Consider the following 18,202-nt stretch of genomic DNA (forward strand, 5'->3'; position numbering starts at 1 on the left):
TCACATCGATGCAATCCGGAAGGTCCCGACGGGATAACCAGTCTGGAAAAAGCTCCTCGATCTGGGCGATGATCTGGTCGGTCGGCCCGAACACATGATCTGAGGGTGATGGCCACCGCGACGGAGAAGCCTCTCCTCAAATCCCCCGCCGTCCCCGCCCCACCGTGCGCGTCAGCATCGCCGCGATCTGCCCCTCCGACTTTCGAAAACTCTGCACATCAGACGCCGTCACATTGAAGACGACATTCATCGGCCCACCGCCACCTGAGGACGCCACGCCCAGCGATCCATCCGAACCGCGCTTCAACGGCAATATCGCCTCCGATCCGGCCTCGCCCATCAGCCCCATCTGTCCATCCATTGGAAAATAGGTCGGCGTTGAGACGACACCTCCAGCAGCAAACGGCGTCACCCTGCCCGGCACGCCACCATTGGCAAAAGCCGTCGCGCCCCCAAAACTCCCGGCAAGCCCCGAGATCGCCGATCCGAGCAGTCCCTCGAGCGGCTTCAACCCTGCTGAAAGCGCGATCTCCGTCAGCCGCAATCCGGCGCCACGCAGCACATCCTCCAGCCCCTTGCCGCCCCGCGTCGCCGAGGCCAAAGCCCCGGTCAGCGCCGAACCGAACGAGCGCGAACGCCGCTCCAGATCGTCGAGCACATCCTTCCAGGCATCCGCATCATCGGCCGCTGCCGAAAACCCGATCTCGTCCTGTTCCATCACGATCTCCTCGAAAAAGGCTCACCATCTCAGTCTGGAAACGCCGCCATCAGCGCCTCCATGCCAGAGCGATCCGCAACGGCAGCGGCAGGCTGCAGCCCACCGAATGCGGCCTGCATCTCGCGCGGCGTCATCGACCAGAAGACGGGGGCTGGAAGCCGCAGCAGGCAAAGCCCGGCATGGATCACCGGCCCCCACGGAAACGGAGGCGGCAAGCCATTGCCCGCTGCGGCACTCAAGGGTTTGCGCCGTCCTCCGCGCCACCAAAAGTCGCCGCCAGAAGTTCGCTGGTCAGCCGCGCCAGCCCGGCAATGCCGCCGTCGAGGCTCATGACAGCAACATCCTCGTCCGACACCAGATTGCCGCCACCGCGCAGACCGGCGCTCAAGATCCGGATCATGTCCTCTGCCTTCAGCCGCCCGGCGGAAAACCGTGCCGCCAGATCCATCAGATTGTCAGCCGCAAACGCCATCTCCAACTCGGCCAGACTGCCGAGCGTCAGGCAGAGGATGCGCCGCTCACCGCCGATGACCGCCTCCACCTCGCCGCGATGCCGGTTCGCCCGGCCTGCCGTTCCCGTACTCCGCCCGCTCATCACAGCGCCGCAAAGGTCAGAGCACCGGCCGATTCCAGCGCCGTTTCAAAAAGGATTTCGCCATTGTACTGGCCGGAATATTCGAGCGCCGTCACCTGGAACGGCCCGGTCAGCGTGCCGAAATCCGGAATGACGATCTGCCAGTTGAGGATGGCGCCGTTAAAGAAAGCTGCCCGCACCAGCGCATCCGAACTCTGATCCTTGAAGATACCGGCGCCCGATATGGAGGCGCGCTGCACGCCCGCGCCACCCAGAAGCTCCCGCCATCGGCCCGCGGATTCCGCATCCGTCGCGTCCACCGTCTCGGCATTGAACGCCAGCCGTTTCGACCGCAGCCCCGCCACCGTCAGGTAAGAACCGCCATTGTCGATCTTCAAGAGAAGATCCTTCCCCTTCTGCGCCACCATGTTTCATCCTTCCAGAAACAAAAAAGGCGCCCGCTGGGGACGCCGATGAAATCCTATTTCGCCAAGCGAAACGTCATTCCGTTACTGCCCGAAACACCATTTCCGCCACATGCCCCTTGGCCTTGGCATCACGCTTTGTCTTCGTGCGTTGATGCAGGATGCTGACCAACGCAAACCCGGTAGGAACGAGAGGCGTATCGTGCAGCAGCGTCCGCACCCGTGCGGCAATCTCCTGCACCACCCGGTTTCCACCTTCGCCCGTGCGCGCCTCCAGCGTGACCAGATGCTCTTCCCCCGCTTCACTGGCCGTCGAAGCATCCCGGCTCTCGATTGCGGCGATAACAATGCAGGGCCTATGCGATCGTGGCTGCAGATGATCGTGAACCCCGTCCGGCCCGATCAACGCCGTCAGCGCCAGGTCTCCGGCAAGCTTTGCAAAGACTGCCTTCTGCAAGGCTCCCGCCGCACTCATCGCCCCTCCTCCGCACAACGGCAGACGAGATAGCGCCGTGTCTCGTCCGGATCGTGAAAGGCCCGGATCGTAAAAATCCGCGCCCCCTTGCAAAACCGCATATCCGCCGCGATATCCTCGCGAAACCGGATCCAGATACGGTGCGTCACGGTGAACATCTCCGCATCCGCCCGCTCCTCCTCGCTGACGCAAACGTGTTCGATCCGCGCCCAGAGCGACGTCACCGGCACAAAACCCGCCACAATACCACCCTGGCCATCACCGGCATCATTGCGCATCTCCAGGTCCAGCCGCGCCGATAATTGCCCGGGATCGAGCATGACGGTTCCCATGCTCAAAGCCCCCGCCGGCAAAAGGGCGCGATCAGCCGGTCGTAGCTGGCAGGCACCGCCGCCGGTTGGCTGCCCGGCGAAACCGCGCCGCGAAACTCGTAGAGCAGCGCCAGGTGTAGAAGCATCGCCCGTTTCAACATGTCCGGCACATCCGCACCGGTCGCGCCGAAACCGGCCGAAAAATCGATCTCGATACCGTTGATCGCCCGTCCCGGCTCCGGTTGCCGCGGCAAGATCAGCCGCGCCGGACGCGCTTGGCCGTCCAGCACGAAACCGGTGGCATCGATGGTAACAGGCAGGCCGGCCGCATCATAAACCGTAACCGCTTCAATCGTTTGCACCGGCCCCCTGCCAATCTGAATCACCCGCCCCGGCGGCCAGTCGTCGAGATAGAGCCGGAAGGTCCGGGTCAAAAGCGATAGTCCTGTCTGCCGCTCCAGATGTTCGCGCACGGTGCGGATCAGCCCGGCGATCAGCGTATCGTCGGCGCTGGTTTCGACACGCAGATGTGCCTTGGTCTCGGCAAGCGTCAGCGGCTCGCCGAGCGGCGGCGCCAGTTCGGTGATGGTCATGGATATCTCCGTCGCGATGAGGCAATGGGGCAAGAAAATGGGTGGACGCAGCGGGAGGGGAGCTGCGTCCACCCTCGCGCACTGCGGCAGGGAAGACCGCGGCGCGAATGGTTGCACCCTTTGAGAAAGGGCGGCCTTACGCTTATTCAAGATGCCGCGAATTTAATCAGCTTGATAGCCTCGAAATTTTGCACTCCCCCGCCGACGCGCTTGGTGGTGTAGAACAGCACCTAAGTGTTGGCTGTGAATTAAACTACTTCGCCAGCGCATTGAGCCGCGCATGCATGTCGCTGGTTACAGCCCGTCGCCTTTGCGTCGAAACGCCCATCCTCCTTAAACGGCGGCAACATTGTTAACGAAACTTTACCGACTCAAATGCTTTAATCCCGCCCGTGCGTTCAGCTGTGAGCGCCGTGTCCAACAGCGCGATAGATCGGTCGGCTGTATTCATTGTGCCGATGATATCGATATTCGTGGGGAGACCGAAGCGCCTCGCCGGGATCATGCTGGAACAGCATGCGCACACCAGATGCCCCGCGCCGGATGAGTGATTGCTGGAAAGCGCCCGGCGCTATCGCATCCTTGCCAAGATCCACCTCGCCAAAAACGCTGGCATAGCCGGAAAACCGGCCCTCCCCGGTCACCCCGGACAACGTCAGGTTGGCAAACTTCTGCGTTCGCCAGACAGGCATCCTGTCGGTCGTCATGTGTCTTTCTCCGATGATTGGAAATGCAGAGGACGGCAAGGCCAGCCGAAGGCGTCAACGCCTTGCTACCAAAATTATTCAAAACCCGGGGTTGATCGCTCGCGACCCCGGCCTATCTCGACCCGGGTCGTCTTCGAGGGACGGCCGTGGACTGACGCAGGATGCGATGCGGCAGGAACACACCCGGGCGGAAACATTTGCTCCGCCCGGGGCGATAGCCGGCAGCGCCACTTGTGCCTGCCTAATCCGGCCGCCTGCCGAACCGCTCTGCCACGCGCACGGCCGCTCCCATTACCCACCAGGCCATAAGGCTCGCCGCCGCCGAACCCGTCAGCATCACCTCGGCACCTGAAAGGCTGCCGGCAATATCGAGCTTGCCGACAATCCACAGCCCCGCCGGCCCGCCGAAAATCAGCCCACAGGAAAGGCCGGTGAAAAAGCGGGAAGCAGCCTCACGCCGGCCCTTCGGCAGCATGTATATCAGCGACACCGCAGCCCCGGCCGCAGCGCCGATCCCCTTGGCAGCCCAAAGGCCCGGGTCATTGCCAAAATCAGCCATTTGTTAAGCCCTTGATGCTATTATCGGAATTGCATCATCTTCACCCAACCGCAGCCAACTGCCGCGAGGTGATGCACAGCATGACGTCGCGTGAGCTGAAGCATTCTCTGAATCTTTTGAATCGGTTGCAGGGCGAGATTGAGAAACTGAATCCGCAGCCTCACGCGTCACTTCAATAGCCCACCGCCTGCCGCTTCTCCTCGTCGGTCAGAAAATCCGCATCCTTCATCCGTGCCCAGATCTCGCTGCGCTCGCCAGTCAATCCGGTTACCTGATCAAGATCCGGCACCAGTTTCAGCGCCTCGCCCAATCGCCCGGAAAACCAGCCGGACAAAGCTGCTGCGGTGCGAAAAACCATCGGCAGGATAGTCAGCCGGTAAAGCGCGCGGTTGGCCTCCTGATAGTTGGCATAGGTGTTGTCGCCGGGAATGCCGAGCAGCATCGGCGGCACGCCGAAGGCAAGCGCGATGTCGCGCGCAGCACCATTCTTGGCCTCAACGAAATCCATGTCCTTCGGCGAAAGCCCCATCGCCTTCCAGTCCAGCCCGCCTTCTAGAAGCAGCGGCCGCCCGGCGCGGATCGGGCCGGAATAGCCGTCCTCCAGCTCGCTCTTCAGCCGGTCGTACTGATCGGCCGAGAGATTGCCGCCCTCCTTCGGCTGGTAGACCAGCGCGCCGGAAGGCCGGGCGGAATTGTCGAGCAGCGCCTTGTTCCAGGTCGCCGCCGCATTGGAGAGATCGAGCGCCATCTGCGCTGCCGCCAGCGGCGGAAAGCCGAGATGATCGTCAAGCGGATGAAACAGCCTCAGATGCAGCAATCCATCGTCACCAGCCGAAATCCGCCGCGCCAGATTGCCCACCCGGTACTCATACCCCTCCGGCCAGCCATCCCGCCCTTCAAGGACGCGAACCCGGTCCGGCCTCAGCAGATGCAGTTCACGCACCGTGCCACCGATCTCGGCCGCATCAATATAGGCATTGCCGGACAACAGCAGATGGCCGTAGAGCGCTTCCAGAAAATCATGCCCGCCCATCCGCCCATTCGGCCGTGCCAGCAATGCCAGCACCGGATGCTCGCTCCGCTCCTGCGTTCCCTCGTAGACCAGCAGCGGCACGTTTGCCGCCCCCTCCGAAATCAGCCGCACGGCCCGGTGCGCCACCGGATTGCGCATGAACCCCTCGCGGGCAAGTGCCGCATAGGACCGCCCGGTCCAGTGCGCTCGCCCCTCCTGTGCAAGGGTAACAAAGCCCGATGCGGCCTTGGTTTCGTGCGCGTTCTCCACCGGGCGGCGCCACGGCAGACGGAATGGATTTTTCATCGGTCGTGATCCTTGATGGCCGCTTGAGCGCGGATCGAAAGGGAAAAAGAAACCGGAAGCGCCTAAGCTGCCCGGGCGTCGCGGAGCGCCGCCAGGTATCGCCTGCCATAGCCTGCCACCAGCGCCGCCCTGTCGCGGCTGTTGATGATCCGCCGGGCGCCGGTCCAATCCTCTTTGTCTTGTGAGAAATACTGCCCGAGCCTCTTGCCGGTAAACGCGCCGGTCTGCATGCCGATGAACAGGATGTCGACGGCAACACCCATCTCCATCGCCCGCTCCGGTTGGGCGATAAGGTCGACCCCGGTTGCAAGCGTCATCTTTTCGTAATTGGCCCTGTGCGTCAGCTGCACCAGCCCGCGCCCAAGCCAGGTCTTTCCCTCCACGTCCCGCCGCCAATAGGGCGTCGAGACGGAAGGTAGACGGCCCTGTTCAAACGCGCGGTCGAGAAGGACGATCGCCCGTGCGTCACTTGCGGCAAACGTCTCGCGCACCGGCTGCATCGTCCGCCCGGTTTCGTGATGCGCCGTCGCCAGCATATAGGCGAGCCAACGGTCATCAAGCGCTACGGCGCTTTCGCCGCGATCAAGAATCGCCGTCAGCCCCGCCACCTGATGCCGTTTCAACACGGCGTCGAACAGGGAAACACGCACCGCATCAAAGAAGGCTTTTCGCACAAACGGCATTCTTTCTCCGTTTCCGGTCGCACGACCCTAAAAAATCTCGTGACTCTAAATCGATTTAACCAATTTAAATCGTTTAAACTGTTTAATGCCCTGATTTACTTTGCGTTTAAGATATGAAATCTGAATTGAGCAACATGATGTTGTCCCTGATCGAGGAGGATCGAATGAACGCGCAAAGCAAGATACAGGCCGACACCACCCGCGCAACGGTCCCGCAGCATATCCTCGACCGGTTCGAAAACGCCTGGCAGCAGATGCGCGCCAATGCGTCCTCCGCGCCGAAGTCTCCCGCGGACGAAGACGGCAAGCGCTGATCGCTCCTGCGTATTTTTCAACTGCCAGCACACAACCGCTGCGGAACCTTCCAGTCCCGCCTGCGTTATCGGCCGTTGCAGAAATCAACGAAAGGATCGCCCATGCCGGCTCAGCAAATTTCCCAGGCCCTGTTCGACCGCCTCGAAAACGAATGGCGCGAGATTCGCGAAACCGCCTCTGCGGCACCAAGGCCCGTTGCCACGGCAGGCAAATAACCCGCCAATAGTCTCACCTTGAAGCCATGTTCCTTCCCTTGAGGGTAGACAATCGCATATGGCGTTCGGCGTAATCCCTCTTCTCCCCAGCGGGGAGAAGGTGGCCCGAAGGGCCGGATGAGGGGGCGGCATGCTCTGAACTCACCGAAAGCCCCCCTCATCGCCTCGTATCCGCTCGGCACTTCTCCCCGCCGGGAGAAGAGGGAGATCGTGGCATCACTCCTCAAATCCCCCTGACCCGTGGCTCGCCGCCGCCGTCCAGCATAAGTGCCGTCAGCGCCCAGACCAGCGCATCCAGCCGGTCCGGTGAACGGCCTGACGACAATCCATCCGGCCCGAAATCACACATCTGGTCCTCCAATGCCGCAAACGACCCGGCATGCACCACCCGGCCCTGTTCGTAGAGCGCTGCCACCGGTTCCGCCCGCAGCCATTTTCCACGCGATGCCCGCACTGATGTCACCGGCAGCTGCGCATCGATGCCGCGCAGCACGGCAGAGACCATGTCGCCGCCCTGATTGACCTCGGCAACGATCCGGTCGGCATCGAAACGCCTGAAAGCGCGCACCACCGCATTCGCCCATCCGGCCGGGCTTGCGCCCTCGACAGAACAGTCGGCCAGCACGACACCACGCCCGGTGCGATCAAGCCCCGCCACGATGATACCGCAGCAAGAGCCCTGCCCCATGCCCGCCGGCGGATCGACCGCAACGACGATCCGGCCAAGCGGCCCGGTATCGCGCAGTTTCAGCGCCTCAATCCCGGCGCGTGACCAGAGCGCATCCTCGCGATCCTCGATCAGTTCGCCGTCCAGTTCCTGCCGTCCCAGACGCGTGCCGCCATACCGCCCGCTCATGGCTGCAAGAAACCCGGGTGCCAGATTGACGGCGTTGTCGCTAGTGCGGATGCGGCACACCGCCGTGCCGGGATCGGCGATCAGCGCCTTCAGCACCGGCACCGGTCGTGGTGTCGTCGTCACCAAAGCGCGTGGACGATCGCCAAGCCGCAGCGCAAACTGCAGCATATCCCAAGTCTCCTGCCCGTGTTTCCATTTACCCAGTTCGTCGCACCAGGCGTAATCGAATTGCGGCCCGCGCAGGCTTTCGGGGTCTTCCGATGAAAAGATCTGCGCCACCGTGCCGTTCGGCCAAATGAGCCTGCGCCGCGACGCCTCGAAATCCGGTCTGTTTCTTCGGGCAATCCGGCAGATGCCGGACACACCGTCGATCATCACCTCGCGGGCATCACCCAACGTCTCGGCCACCAGCGCGATCCGCAATCCCGGCCGTGCCGTCTTTCCGGCCGCCAATTCCTGTATCCATTCGGCGCCCGCCCGCGTCTTTCCCGACCCGCGCCCACCCATCAGAAGCCAGACCCGCCAATCGCCTTCCGGCGGCCTTTGTTCTGAACGGCTGGTATTGCTCCAGGTCGCGAGCAGACGATGGATTCTGGCCGCGTCGGCGATCATAAAAACCTTGGCCGCTCCCGCATGTCCTGCAGGAGAACCTACAGCTTGGGGAGGATTTCCGCTGGTTAACAACGTGTCGCCGGTGCCGAGGGCCAGACCTTGCAGGTTCCCAACGGGATTGGCCATTGTGCCACTCAACGGTTCTTCGATTACGTTAGCGGGCGCCGCATAGTGCCCCTTCTCGCCACTAGCAGCCTGCTCCCGATTATCTCGCAACAGGTTACCCTTCAGCCGTTCCAGCAACCGTTCGGTATTGACGTGCAGATCGAGCGTCCGGCCCACTCCGGTACTGTGAAATGCGGCGATCCCATCCTTCTTTCCAGTCAAGGTCTTCGTCCGGCACCGCTCACGACGGTCCACTGGACCGGGCGTCGCCGATGGCTCGCTCGGCAAGCGAACGCTCTGCCTCAACGCATCCAGTTGCCGTCTCTCTCGCTCGTTGTTGTTCGCGTTCACGGGCAATATCCTGTGCTCGGCTTTCAATCCGGGCTTCGAACTCAAACTGAAGCTTTTGAAAACCCGCCTCATCGAAGTCCCGCTCAGCCATCATCTGCCGGTCATGCGCAATCGTCCTTTGCAGGCTGTCGATCTTTTCCAATGTCCGCACGATCACCGACATCGCCTCGATGCTCGCCTTGGCGTCGGCCTGGATCAGTTTGCGGTCGATCTCCTCGCCCACCGCCTCCGCCCTGCCGTCAGCCAAAAGCCGCAACCGCTGGAACTGCTGCATCTGCTCGCGCAATTCCCTCGTCATGCCGTTCAGCATGTCCTGCAGCTCATCGAGCGGCGAGACGGTCTCCGCCTTGGTCTCGAGGATCACCCGCCGGGCAATATCCTCAAGCTCCGCATCCACATCCTGCGCCACCACCCCGCCATAGACCGGCGCCTTCGGCCACAGGCCAAACAGCTCCGGATCGAAATCCAGATCAGACGTCATGACAATGTCCTTTGAAACTCACCCTCGCCTTGAGGGCGCAGCTCCGGGGTGGGGTGACCACTTTGAAAACCAAATCACGCCGCGGAACCCGCCGCTCTCTCCCTCTTCTCCCCAACGGGGAGAAGGTGGCCCGCAGGGCCGGATGAGGGGGCCGCAATCTCAAATCATCCGGAAAACCCGGCCAACATCGCTACTGCAAGAGTGCCGAAGCATCCCGCCTCACCCACTTTTCCGACTGTGCCATAACCCTATCAAACAACCGTCACGCCGTCAAGGATTATTTTCCTATTAGGATTATTTTCTTGAGTTTTGCGCATCTTCCCGGGCGTGTTACACTTTTCCGATGAGAACCGAGGACCTGGAAAAGCGGGCTTTGGGCCTGCCGGGAGCCGTCGAGAGCGCCCATTTCGGCAAGCGCGATTTTCGCGTCGGCAACCGCATCTTCATGTCCCTGCCGGAAGCCGGCCGTGCGGTCGTCAAGTTCACCCCTGACCAGCAGAAACTGTTCCTCGAAACCGAGCCCGGCGTTTGCGCTGCCGTCCCCGGCGGCTGGGGTCTGAAAGGCTGGACATCCGTCTATTTCATGGACGCCGATGACGACATCATCGGCCATGTAATGGATACCGCCTGGCGCAACGTCGCGCCGAAAAGCCTTTTGAAACCGGCGGTTCCGGCGCAATAGCCCTTAGCGTGCGCTGTGTTCGCCCACCGTCAGCGGCCATTCCACCAGATAATCCTCGAGGTCCTCGACGTCGATATCGTCTTCGCTGACCGTGCGGCCGCGCACCGAAATGCCCGCCTGATGCACGGTTTCCGGATCCCCGGATACCAGCGGATGCCACCAGTAGAGATCGATCCCGTCGCGCACCAGCCGGTAGCCGCAGGTCGGCGGCAGCCAGCTCAAGGTTTCCACTTCTTCCGGCGTCAGCTGGATACAGTCCGGCACCGTCGCCTGCCGGTTGGGATAATCCTTGCATCGGCAGCTCTCGCCATCGAGCAGCGTGCAGCCGACATTGGTCCAGGCGATCTCGCCCGTATCCCAGTCTTCCAGCTTGTTGAGACAACAGAGCCCGCAGCCATCGCACAGGCTTTCCCATTCAGCGCCCGTCATCTCGGCCAGCGTTTTTGTCTTCCAGAAGGGCTGTTCGCCCATGACGCTCATTCTTCCATCTGTTGGATTTCGGCGACCATTTTTCAAAACATTGCCGGTTTTTTAAGGCTCATTATCGATATCGGCGTAGAATAGAAACCCGGCCCATGCAAATATCGCATGGGATTTGAAGCCACCAGGATGCGATCGCGTTGCAGGATCCAAGCCAAGACGACAGCCCGAACCCGGAAAACGGCGCCGCACAGGATGACCGTCCGAGGAAGCGCCATATCCTGCTGCGCATCGATTCCTGGATCGATTCGACCGTCTGGAATGCCGGTTTCCGGCTTGGCGTCTGGTGGGAGGACATCACCATCTTCTTCCGCCGTTTTCGCGTTCGCGGCTGGAAGAAGGCTGTGTTCGAGGTGCTTGGCGAAGGCATGACCTGGGGCACGGTTGGCTCGGTGCTGATGCTGGCACTCGCCCTTCCGGCCTTTGAAGACACCAAGGGCAACTGGCGGGCGCAGGGCGATTTCGCCGTTACGTTCCTCGACCGCTACGGCAACGAGATCGGCCATCGCGGCATCATCCACGAGGATTCCGTGCCGATCGATGAACTGCCGGACACGCTGGTCAAGGCGGTGCTTGCCACCGAAGACCGCCGCTTCTTCGATCATTACGGCATCGACTTCCTCGGCCTTGCCCGCGCCATGACCATCAATGCGCGCGCCGGCGGCGTTGTCCAGGGCGGCTCGACGCTCACCCAGCAGCTGGCGAAAAACCTGTTCCTGTCGAACGAGCGCACCATCGAGCGCAAGATCAAGGAAGCCTTCCTGGCCGTCTGGCTCGAATGCAACCTCTCGAAAAAGGAAATCCTGCGCCTCTATCTCGACCGCGCTTATATGGGCGGCGGCACGTTCGGGGCGGCGGCGGCGTCGCAGTTCTATTTCGGCAAGAACATCACCGATATCAATCTGGCCGAAAGCGCCATGCTGGCCGGCCTGTTCAAGGCGCCAGCCCGCTATGCGCCGCATGTCAACCTGCCTGCCGCCCGCGCCCGCGCCAACGAGGTCCTGACCAATCTCGTCCAGGGCGGACTGATGACCGAAGGCCAGGTGATTGCCGCGCGCCTCAACCCGGCAACGGTCATCGACCGCGCCGAAGTCAGCGCGCCGGATTTCTTCCTCGACTGGGCTTTCGACGAAACCAAGCGCATCGCCACCCCCTTCGCCCAGCATTCGCTGGTCGTGCGCACCACCATCGACATGGGCCTGCAGCAGGCGGCGGAAGAATCCGTCGAATCGAGCCTTCGGCAATATGGCGAGACCTACAAGGTCAAGCAGGGCGCCATGGTGATGATCGAGAATGGCGGCCCGGTCCGCGCCATGGTCGGCGGAAGGGACTATGGCGAAAGCCAGTTCAACCGCGCCACCAAGGCGCTGCGTCAGCCGGGCTCGTCCTTCAAGGTCTACACCTATACGGCCGCCATGGAGACGGGCCTGAAGCCGGAATCAACGATCAGCGATGCGCCGATCACCTGGCGCGGCTGGTCGCCGCAGAACTATTCGAAGGGCAGCTATTCCGGCAAGGTGACGTTGCTCACCGCCATCGCCAAATCGATCAACACCGTGCCGGTGCGGCTTGCCAAGGATACGCTCGGCACCGAGATCATCGCCGAAACCGCCAAGAAGATGGGCGTCGAAACGCCGATCCGCACCGATAAGACCATGCCGCTCGGCACGTCCGAAGTCACAGTGCTCGATCAGGCGACGGCCTACGCGGTCTTTCCGGCGGGCGGCCTGCAATCGCGCCGCCACGGTATCAGCCAGATCCTCAATTATGACGGCGATATTCTCTATGATTTCAATCGCGACGAACCGCCCGCCCAGCGCGTTGTCAGCGAGCAGGCCAACGCCTCGATGAACTACATGCTGACCCAGATCCCGGTCATCGGCACGGCCCGCAAGGCAGCCCTCGACAACGGCATCGTCACGGGCGGCAAGACCGGCACGACGCAAGCCTATCGCGACGCCTGGTTCGTCGGCTTCACCGGCGATTACACCACCGCCGTCTGGTTCGGAAACGACGACTATACCTCGACCAACAACATGACCGGCGGCTCGCTCCCCGCCATGACCTTCAAGCGGCTGATGGACTATGCCGAGCAGGGTATCGAGCACCGGGCCATTCCCGGCATCAAAAACCCGCTGCCAGGACCGGATGCGAAGAAGAAGCAAGCGGAAACCGCAGCCGCGAAACCCGCCGACGAAAATGCCCTGCCACCGCTGGTGCGCCCCCGTTCGCTCTCGTCGGAGGTGACCCGGATGCTGAAGTCGCTGGGCGAAAAATTCGATACGGCCCCTGACCTGAAGGTCCCGGCCGAAACTCCCGGCAAGGTCGCTGAACTCGATCCGCAACCGACTGGCACCATCGTCAAAGGAGGCCGGGATGGGAGCCAGTGATGTTTCCATCACGGCGGCGATGGCTGCCCTCCGGCCCAGTCGCCCCCCTCTGTCCCTCCGGGACATCTCCCCCACAAGGGGGGAGATTACCATAGATTTCGCAGGCCACCTGACGGGTGCAGCACTGAACTCGCGACCAATCTCCCCCCTTGTGGGGGAGATGTCACGGAGTGACAGAGGGGGGTATCTTGCCGAACTCCCGAAACCATTCTTTTCCCTCGACACCCCATCAAATCACCGGTAGTCCACGTTGTTCCGCATCCCCCTCCTCGTCGCCCTTGCCCTGTCCGTCGCCTTTGGCGCCGGCATCGTTTCGAGTGTATCGGCGCTGAAGGCGACGGTCGGGTTCGGGGCGATTGCGCTCGGTCCATGGGTGGCTTTTCCGGACGCGCAGACCGAAAACACCGATCCGTATGCGAAGGCGCACCGGGCGCGGGCCGGCAAGCTGCTGTATGGCGGAGCCGAAGGCCTGCAGTTTACCGCTGCCATGGACAGCACCGGCGAGAAGCTGTCCTCCGGCTGCACCTATGATATCGCCGGCATCACCCCGCCTGCCCGTTTCTGGACGCTCTACGCCACCAATGCCAACGACCAGTCGATGAAGACTGACCCGGAACTGCCGTCGGCGATCAACGCCTGGACGGTGCTGCGCCAGCCCGACAGTTCGTTCGTCATCCATGTCTCGCCGGTCGCCCAGCCCGACAACTGGCTGGCAATACGCCGCACCGGCGCCTTCAAACTGGTGCTGACTCTGCTCGACACCCCGACGGCCGGTTCCTCCGGCGTCATCGATCTCGCCATGCCGAAGATCATCAAGACGGGGTGCCCGAATGCGTAGCGCATTTTTCGCCATCCTTGTCGGCCTGGTCGGCGCGGCCCTGCTGCACATCGTCATCATTCTCGCCTTGCCGCAATTTACCGGCAAGGACGCCTATAGCCGGGTGCTCGGCCTCTACGAGATGGATAGCTTCTTCCCGCTGACCAGCGAGCCAGGCCCGACGGGGCTTGCCAATGACGATCCGTTCCTGCGGGTCGCCGTCTGCGGATTTTCGGTGGATGCCGGGCCAGCCCGGTTCGTCGCCAAGGGGGCCGTCCCCTTCTGGTCATTGGCGATCTATGACGCCAATTCCAACGAGATTTTCAGCATGAACGATCATACGGCCGTCAACGGCAACCTTGATCTGGTCATGGCAACACCGATCCAGCTTGTCGATCTCAGAAAGACGCCGCCACCCGCTCTCGCCCAGTCGATCATGGTGGCCATGCCGGACGAGGAGGGATATGCCGTCCTGCGCGCCTTGGCGCCCACGGGCAGCTATGAGGAAACCGTGCGCAACTTCCTGGCCGAATCAAGCTGCGAGCCCTTCCGGCGGTAATATTTGGAGAATGCCCCCGCGCGGCGCGGCCGTACGGTCTTCACCAACGAAATTTCAAAAAATAATTCCAACAGGCGCCAGTCCTCACCGTGAGGTTTCAAACCGGAAAGAATATCAATGCTTCTTTGCCCGGCTGGGGGCTGGTTTCGCCGGCGTGTTGTCCGGGTGACCATCCAGCCGCTCGTAGCGGATGCCGGTAAACAACAGGATCAATGCCTTGCTGGGGACAATCGGCCCCATGGATGGTTTTGGCGGTGCCCGCACAAGGCGGTCCTCCAGTCTGATAATTTCTGCCATGCTCGTCTCCAAAAATGGTTGAGACGGATGAACTACCGTACTGATTTCACCCTGCCCGCTTTGCGGGCCGGCGCGTCCCATAGCCTTTCAGCTTCGGGCATCTGCGCCTTTCTCGTTGCTCCTTCTTCCGGGATTTCCGGATGTCATGCCAGTCTACATGCGAGAATGCCGATGGTATCCACCATCCGCTGTCCGATTGAGCCACACGATAGTTAACAGCTCCTTAACGGTCGCAATCTCAAGTCACGCGAAAAAATCGCCCGTGCCGGCCTCCTCTCAAACGGACATGTCCGGCGCCATCGCACCGGACAATCTTCCTGCCTGCAGGAACCATTATGGACGAACCCCGACCCCGCGGGAGTTTCGAAGGGAACACCCCGTGGCGCTTCTATCTTCGGGCCAGCAGGCCGATCACAAAAGAAACACCGGCAATCGCCAGGAGTGTCGACACGGGCTCCTCGCGAATGCGGTCACGCAGGCGTTCCGTCATTACCTCGACCTCCGAAGCCGCCACCGCCTTGGCGCTACTGCCGATGGCGCTGACCGATTCGGTCAGGCGGGCAATCTCGGCGCGCAGCTCGGCCAGCTGGTTTTCGAGATCGGCTTTTGCCGTACCGGCTTCGATCTCGGCGACATTGGCATCGTTGGAAACAGCTGCGAATTTCTTTTCGACCATGGTCTGGGCTCCTTTTTCAATGTTCCCACAACGCATAAGCCCGGATTTGGTTCCCCTGTTGATCGCACCAAACCACGGCTTCCTGCCGCCCGACCGGTCTTCAATTCACTAACTCCCGCCGCCCGCCATCACGGTGCTGCGCGCCCTTCCCGGCCAAGCGCGGAACGAAGCACGAGCCTTGCGCGTTCCATGGCACGGAACATAGAGCCGGACGCTCCAATCACCTCAAAAAAGACACAAAAACAACGGTGTTTGCAGGAAACCGCGCGCTTGCACTGACCAGCGTCCGCCGGATCGATAGGGATGGAAAACCGATGACACTACCGCGACGATATTCATTGAAATCAGCACTCATGGCGATAGCCGCCACGGCGGCGGCTTTTCTGTTGCCCGCTGCCGCTCAGGCGGCTGAAGGTTTTGCGACGGCGAATGTCAACATGCGCTCCGGTCCCAGCACCCGCTACCCCGCTGTCACCGTCATTCCGGTTGGAACTCCGGTCGAAATTCACGGCTGCCTTGCCGACACGCCGTGGTGCGACGTCTCCTTCTATAACGGCCGCGGCTGGGTCGCTGGCCGTTATGTTCAGGCGCAGTACCAGCAGCGCCGCGTTTACGTCGAGCCGGACTATTACGGCACGCTCGGCATTCCGCTGGTGACCTTCGAAATCGGAAACTACTGGGATCGGTACTATCGCAACCGTGACTTCTACAGGGAGCGGGATTACTACCGCCGCGACCGCGACAGGGACCGCTACAATCCGGATCGCCGGCCACGCCGTGATTACAACACGTACGAGCGCCCGCGTTACAACAATACCGACGGCATCGTCATTGAACGTCCGACACGCGACCGTGACCGGGAACGCATCGAACGCCGCCGTGAGGACAACGCCCGGCAGTTCGAAAATGAACAGAACAATCGGCGGGAACGCGATCGCGAGCGCATTGAGCGCCGCAACTATAATAGCCAACAACAGTTCGAGCGAAATAACAACAATCAGCAGCGGATCGAACGCCGTAATAATAGTCAGCAGCAGATCGAACGCGGGAACGACCGGCCCAGATATCGTGGCGATGGCGGCGGAGGTTGCCGTCCGCGCGACGTGAACTGCAACTAGTTCAATCTAAACGACGACAGAACGGGCGGCATTGCCGCCCGTTCCTGTATTCCCCGGCAACATTGGAACTGAAGAGCGCCCAACCACGCACGCCAATTGTACGGGGATAACCGTGCTTCTCTCCTCCGGTAAACGATATATTAACCACGTCATCCTAATCTCGGATCATCATTCAGCCATGATCGGCAGGGTCGGCATGCTTTCGTCGGCACCAATGTTTTCAGCGCCTTAGCGTCGATGATACTGGTAGCGCCAGCGGCGTTCGAAAACGTCCCCTCCGTCCGTGTCTGAAATTTCGCCACCCTTTCGGACAAGCGGCCATGCCGGCTGTTCGAAATCGGGACAATGTGTTGTGCGTATGAGTGGGTGTATCCGTGGCGGACCGGTTTCGTGAGTTGGAAAGACCGCAGGCAGGGCGGCTGAAGGACGTGGTCCTGATGGCGACCGTGACCGGTTTTGAAGGACTGCGCCGCCCCCGCCGGACCGACCTCAAGCAATTCTCCGAACTGTTCGATCCGCTGTTTTCCGCCTCCAGCGACGAGGCGCGCCGTCAGGCCGCCGCCGCCCTTTCCCAATGCCAGCACGTACCGCCATCGGTGGCATTGCAGATCGGCAATGCACCGATTTCCATTGCCGCGATCTTTCTCACCCGCTCCGCCTCGATCGATGATGCGACACTGCTGCAGGTCATCCGCACCCAGGGGCAAGCACACGCTACCGCCATTGCGCGGCGCGACAATCTCTCGGTTCATGTGGTCGATGCGCTCGTCGAGCGCCGCCAGACCGCCTCTGCCCCGGCAAAGGCAGCAGTTCCTGTCCTGCCTGCCTCTCCCACCCCGCGCACTACAGAAGTATCGCAGCGCCAGCCGGAAGCGACAGCCCAGGACATGACCGCGGCCAAATTGCTGCGCGAGGAAAAGCTGCGCAACGACCTGAAGTCGCTGGCCCGGGCGCCCCAGAAAACCACCGCAGCCCTGCCGGTCATCGAGCCGGTGGATTCCCTGCATGAGGCGCTGCTCGTTCGCTTCGCCCGCTCCGGCGAGGCCAATCTTTTTGCCGCCAGCCTGTCGGCGGCGCTGCGCTCGACCGCAGAATTGGGTGAGCGGATTCTGCTCGATATATCCGGCCAACAGCTCGCCACGACGTTGACGGCGCTGGACATGCACGCCGATGACAGCCTCTTCGTGCTCTGCGCCTTCTACCCGGACCTGACCGAGCGTCTCGGCGGCACCACGCGCGGCGAAGCGCTGCTTGCCTCGCTGAGCTTGGAGACCTGTCGCGTCCGCGTCCAGGCTTGGCTACAGTCGGACCAAAAGGATACCACCGGCCCGGCCGGACATCAGGCCTACCTGTCGCCGGATCGTGGCAACGATCCGCGCCAGACATCTTCGCGGCAGGACCCGGCCCGCGCTTCCGCCGATACCCAGCAGAAGCGGACCTTCGGCCGCGGCCGCTGAGTTTTTACAGGGTCAATTCGGTTTTTCGGTCACAACATCGAACAGATCGCCGCGCGCATCCACTTCGATCTCCACCACCCAGCAATCCGGATCGAACCGGATCTCCCGGGCAATCGCCTGATCGACCGCATCGGCGTCGGCCTCTTCTAGCCGGATCTCAAATAGCCGGCCTGGCGCCGGGTCATCGAAGAAGCTCTGCGGTGCTGGCGCATAGAACGTCTCAGTGCCAATGCGTGACCGCTGCCGGATGAAGATCGCACCGGCTTCGCCTGCCCCCTTGCGCAGCACGGCGGCATAACCGCCAAGGCCAAAGACCCGGCGAACAAGGGCAGACACAAAGATTTCTGATTTCAGGCGCATACACGGCTGATACACTCCACGGAGCCTGGGCGCAAACTCCCCCTGCTCCGCTTACCCGCTCGTCCCGC

Annotated in this window: 23 protein-coding genes and 2 pseudogenes; 7 read left to right on the forward strand and 18 right to left on the reverse strand. The window is 61.9% G+C overall.

Annotated features, from left to right (window positions below):
- Positions 1–136 precede the first annotated feature (136 nt).
- From ASD36_RS01255 to ASD36_RS01305, 12 genes and pseudogenes are all read right to left on the reverse strand, one after another.
- The gene (locus ASD36_RS01255) at positions 137–718 is read right to left on the reverse strand and encodes a phage tail tape measure protein (RefSeq protein WP_060503657.1); all 582 of its coding nucleotides are present in this window, start codon (positions 716–718) and stop codon (positions 137–139) included.
- 29 nt (positions 719–747) lie between these two features.
- Entirely contained in the window at positions 748–957 is a 210-nt protein-coding gene (locus tag ASD36_RS01260) for a rcc01693 family protein (protein WP_060503658.1), read from the reverse strand.
- Entirely contained in the window at positions 954–1,313 is a 360-nt protein-coding gene (locus tag ASD36_RS01265) for a gene transfer agent family protein (RefSeq protein WP_060503659.1), read from the reverse strand. The genes ASD36_RS01260 and ASD36_RS01265 overlap by 4 nt, the downstream gene beginning before the upstream one ends.
- The gene (locus ASD36_RS01270; protein ID WP_060503660.1) at positions 1,313–1,720 is read right to left on the reverse strand and encodes a phage major tail protein, TP901-1 family; all 408 of its coding nucleotides are present in this window, start codon (positions 1,718–1,720) and stop codon (positions 1,313–1,315) included. The genes ASD36_RS01265 and ASD36_RS01270 overlap by 1 nt, the downstream gene beginning before the upstream one ends.
- Before the next feature lie 73 nt (positions 1,721–1,793).
- Positions 1,794–2,192, reverse strand: a complete 399-nt coding sequence (locus ASD36_RS01275) for a DUF3168 domain-containing protein (RefSeq protein ID WP_060503661.1) — start codon at positions 2,190–2,192, stop codon at positions 1,794–1,796.
- Positions 2,189–2,524 (reverse strand): phage head closure protein, encoded by a 336-nt coding sequence (locus ASD36_RS01280; RefSeq protein ID WP_060503662.1) that lies wholly within the window; start codon positions 2,522–2,524, stop codon positions 2,189–2,191. The genes ASD36_RS01275 and ASD36_RS01280 overlap by 4 nt, the downstream gene beginning before the upstream one ends.
- A 2-nt stretch (positions 2,525–2,526) precedes the next feature.
- Positions 2,527–3,096, reverse strand: a complete 570-nt coding sequence (locus ASD36_RS01285) for a phage head-tail connector protein (RefSeq protein ID WP_060503663.1) — start codon at positions 3,094–3,096, stop codon at positions 2,527–2,529.
- A gap of 146 nt (positions 3,097–3,242) precedes the next feature.
- Positions 3,243–3,344, reverse strand: a pseudogene (locus ASD36_RS31210) (phage major capsid protein); the annotation flags it as partial.
- A 237-nt stretch (positions 3,345–3,581) separates the two neighbouring features.
- Positions 3,582–3,803, reverse strand: a pseudogene (locus tag ASD36_RS01290) (HK97 family phage prohead protease); the annotation flags it as partial.
- Positions 3,804–4,044: 241 nt separating this feature from the next.
- A complete protein-coding gene (locus ASD36_RS01295; protein WP_060503664.1) occupies positions 4,045–4,362 on the reverse strand; it encodes a DUF6107 family protein in 318 nt (105 codons plus the stop codon).
- Between the two features lie 172 nt (positions 4,363–4,534).
- Positions 4,535–5,680 (reverse strand): phage portal protein, encoded by a 1,146-nt coding sequence (locus ASD36_RS01300; protein WP_060503665.1) that lies wholly within the window; start codon positions 5,678–5,680, stop codon positions 4,535–4,537.
- 62 nt (positions 5,681–5,742) lie between these two features.
- On the reverse strand, positions 5,743–6,363 hold the full coding sequence (locus ASD36_RS01305; protein ID WP_060503666.1) for a hypothetical protein: 621 nt from the start codon (positions 6,361–6,363) through the stop codon (positions 5,743–5,745).
- A 164-nt stretch (positions 6,364–6,527) separates the two neighbouring features.
- Between ASD36_RS01305 and ASD36_RS01310 the strand changes: the two genes are divergently transcribed.
- Positions 6,528–6,677: a hypothetical protein gene (locus tag ASD36_RS01310; RefSeq protein WP_156393792.1), complete on the forward strand. Its 150-nt coding sequence runs from the start codon at positions 6,528–6,530 to the stop codon at positions 6,675–6,677.
- Positions 6,678–7,116: 439 nt separating this feature from the next.
- Here ASD36_RS01310 and ASD36_RS01315 read toward each other — a convergent pair whose 3' ends face one another.
- Positions 7,117–8,361, reverse strand: a complete 1,245-nt coding sequence (locus ASD36_RS01315; protein WP_244482050.1) for a terminase family protein — start codon at positions 8,359–8,361, stop codon at positions 7,117–7,119.
- 346 nt (positions 8,362–8,707) lie between these two features.
- Entirely contained in the window at positions 8,708–9,298 is a 591-nt protein-coding gene (locus ASD36_RS01320; RefSeq protein WP_060503668.1) for a hypothetical protein, read from the reverse strand.
- Between the two features lie 343 nt (positions 9,299–9,641).
- On the opposite strand from ASD36_RS01320, the gene ASD36_RS01325 reads away from it, so the two are divergent.
- Entirely contained in the window at positions 9,642–9,980 is a 339-nt protein-coding gene (locus ASD36_RS01325; RefSeq protein ID WP_060503669.1) for an MmcQ/YjbR family DNA-binding protein, read from the forward strand.
- A 3-nt stretch (positions 9,981–9,983) separates the two neighbouring features.
- Here ASD36_RS01325 and ASD36_RS01330 read toward each other — a convergent pair whose 3' ends face one another.
- Entirely contained in the window at positions 9,984–10,451 is a 468-nt protein-coding gene (locus tag ASD36_RS01330) for a YcgN family cysteine cluster protein (protein WP_060503670.1), read from the reverse strand.
- 149 nt (positions 10,452–10,600) lie between these two features.
- Here ASD36_RS01330 and ASD36_RS01335 point away from each other — a divergent pair, with 149 nt between their 5' ends.
- From ASD36_RS01335 to ASD36_RS01345, 3 genes are all read left to right on the forward strand, one after another.
- Entirely contained in the window at positions 10,601–12,850 is a 2,250-nt protein-coding gene (locus ASD36_RS01335) for a transglycosylase domain-containing protein (protein ID WP_060503671.1), read from the forward strand.
- A 250-nt stretch (positions 12,851–13,100) separates the two neighbouring features.
- A complete protein-coding gene (locus ASD36_RS01340) occupies positions 13,101–13,688 on the forward strand; it encodes a DUF1214 domain-containing protein (RefSeq protein WP_060503672.1) in 588 nt (195 codons plus the stop codon).
- Positions 13,681–14,226, forward strand: a complete 546-nt coding sequence (locus ASD36_RS01345) for a hypothetical protein (RefSeq protein WP_060503673.1) — start codon at positions 13,681–13,683, stop codon at positions 14,224–14,226. Before ASD36_RS01340 ends, ASD36_RS01345 begins: the two co-directional genes overlap by 8 nt.
- A gap of 114 nt (positions 14,227–14,340) precedes the next feature.
- On the opposite strand, the gene ASD36_RS01350 is transcribed toward ASD36_RS01345, so the two are convergent.
- Together ASD36_RS01350 and ASD36_RS01355 are read right to left on the reverse strand one after the other, a co-directional pair.
- Positions 14,341–14,523, reverse strand: coding sequence for a hypothetical protein (locus ASD36_RS01350; protein WP_112834541.1), 183 nt, complete (start codon positions 14,521–14,523; stop codon positions 14,341–14,343).
- 388 nt (positions 14,524–14,911) lie between these two features.
- Positions 14,912–15,199, reverse strand: a complete 288-nt coding sequence (locus ASD36_RS01355; protein ID WP_060503675.1) for a hypothetical protein — start codon at positions 15,197–15,199, stop codon at positions 14,912–14,914.
- A gap of 338 nt (positions 15,200–15,537) precedes the next feature.
- Between ASD36_RS01355 and ASD36_RS01360 the strand changes: the two genes are divergently transcribed.
- Together ASD36_RS01360 and ASD36_RS01365 are read left to right on the forward strand one after the other, a co-directional pair.
- A complete protein-coding gene (locus ASD36_RS01360) occupies positions 15,538–16,317 on the forward strand; it encodes an SH3 domain-containing protein (RefSeq protein WP_060503676.1) in 780 nt (259 codons plus the stop codon).
- A gap of 374 nt (positions 16,318–16,691) precedes the next feature.
- Positions 16,692–17,774 (forward strand): DUF2336 domain-containing protein, encoded by a 1,083-nt coding sequence (locus tag ASD36_RS01365; protein WP_060508682.1) that lies wholly within the window; start codon positions 16,692–16,694, stop codon positions 17,772–17,774.
- Between the two features lie 12 nt (positions 17,775–17,786).
- On the opposite strand, the gene ASD36_RS01370 is transcribed toward ASD36_RS01365, so the two are convergent.
- Entirely contained in the window at positions 17,787–18,134 is a 348-nt protein-coding gene (locus ASD36_RS01370) for a DUF1491 family protein (RefSeq protein WP_060503678.1), read from the reverse strand.
- Between the last annotated feature and the right edge of the window lie 68 nt (positions 18,135–18,202).

The sequence above is a fragment of the Rhizobium sp. Root1334 genome (assembly GCF_001426665.1).
In the GTDB taxonomy this organism is placed as follows: domain Bacteria; phylum Pseudomonadota; class Alphaproteobacteria; order Rhizobiales; family Rhizobiaceae; genus Pararhizobium.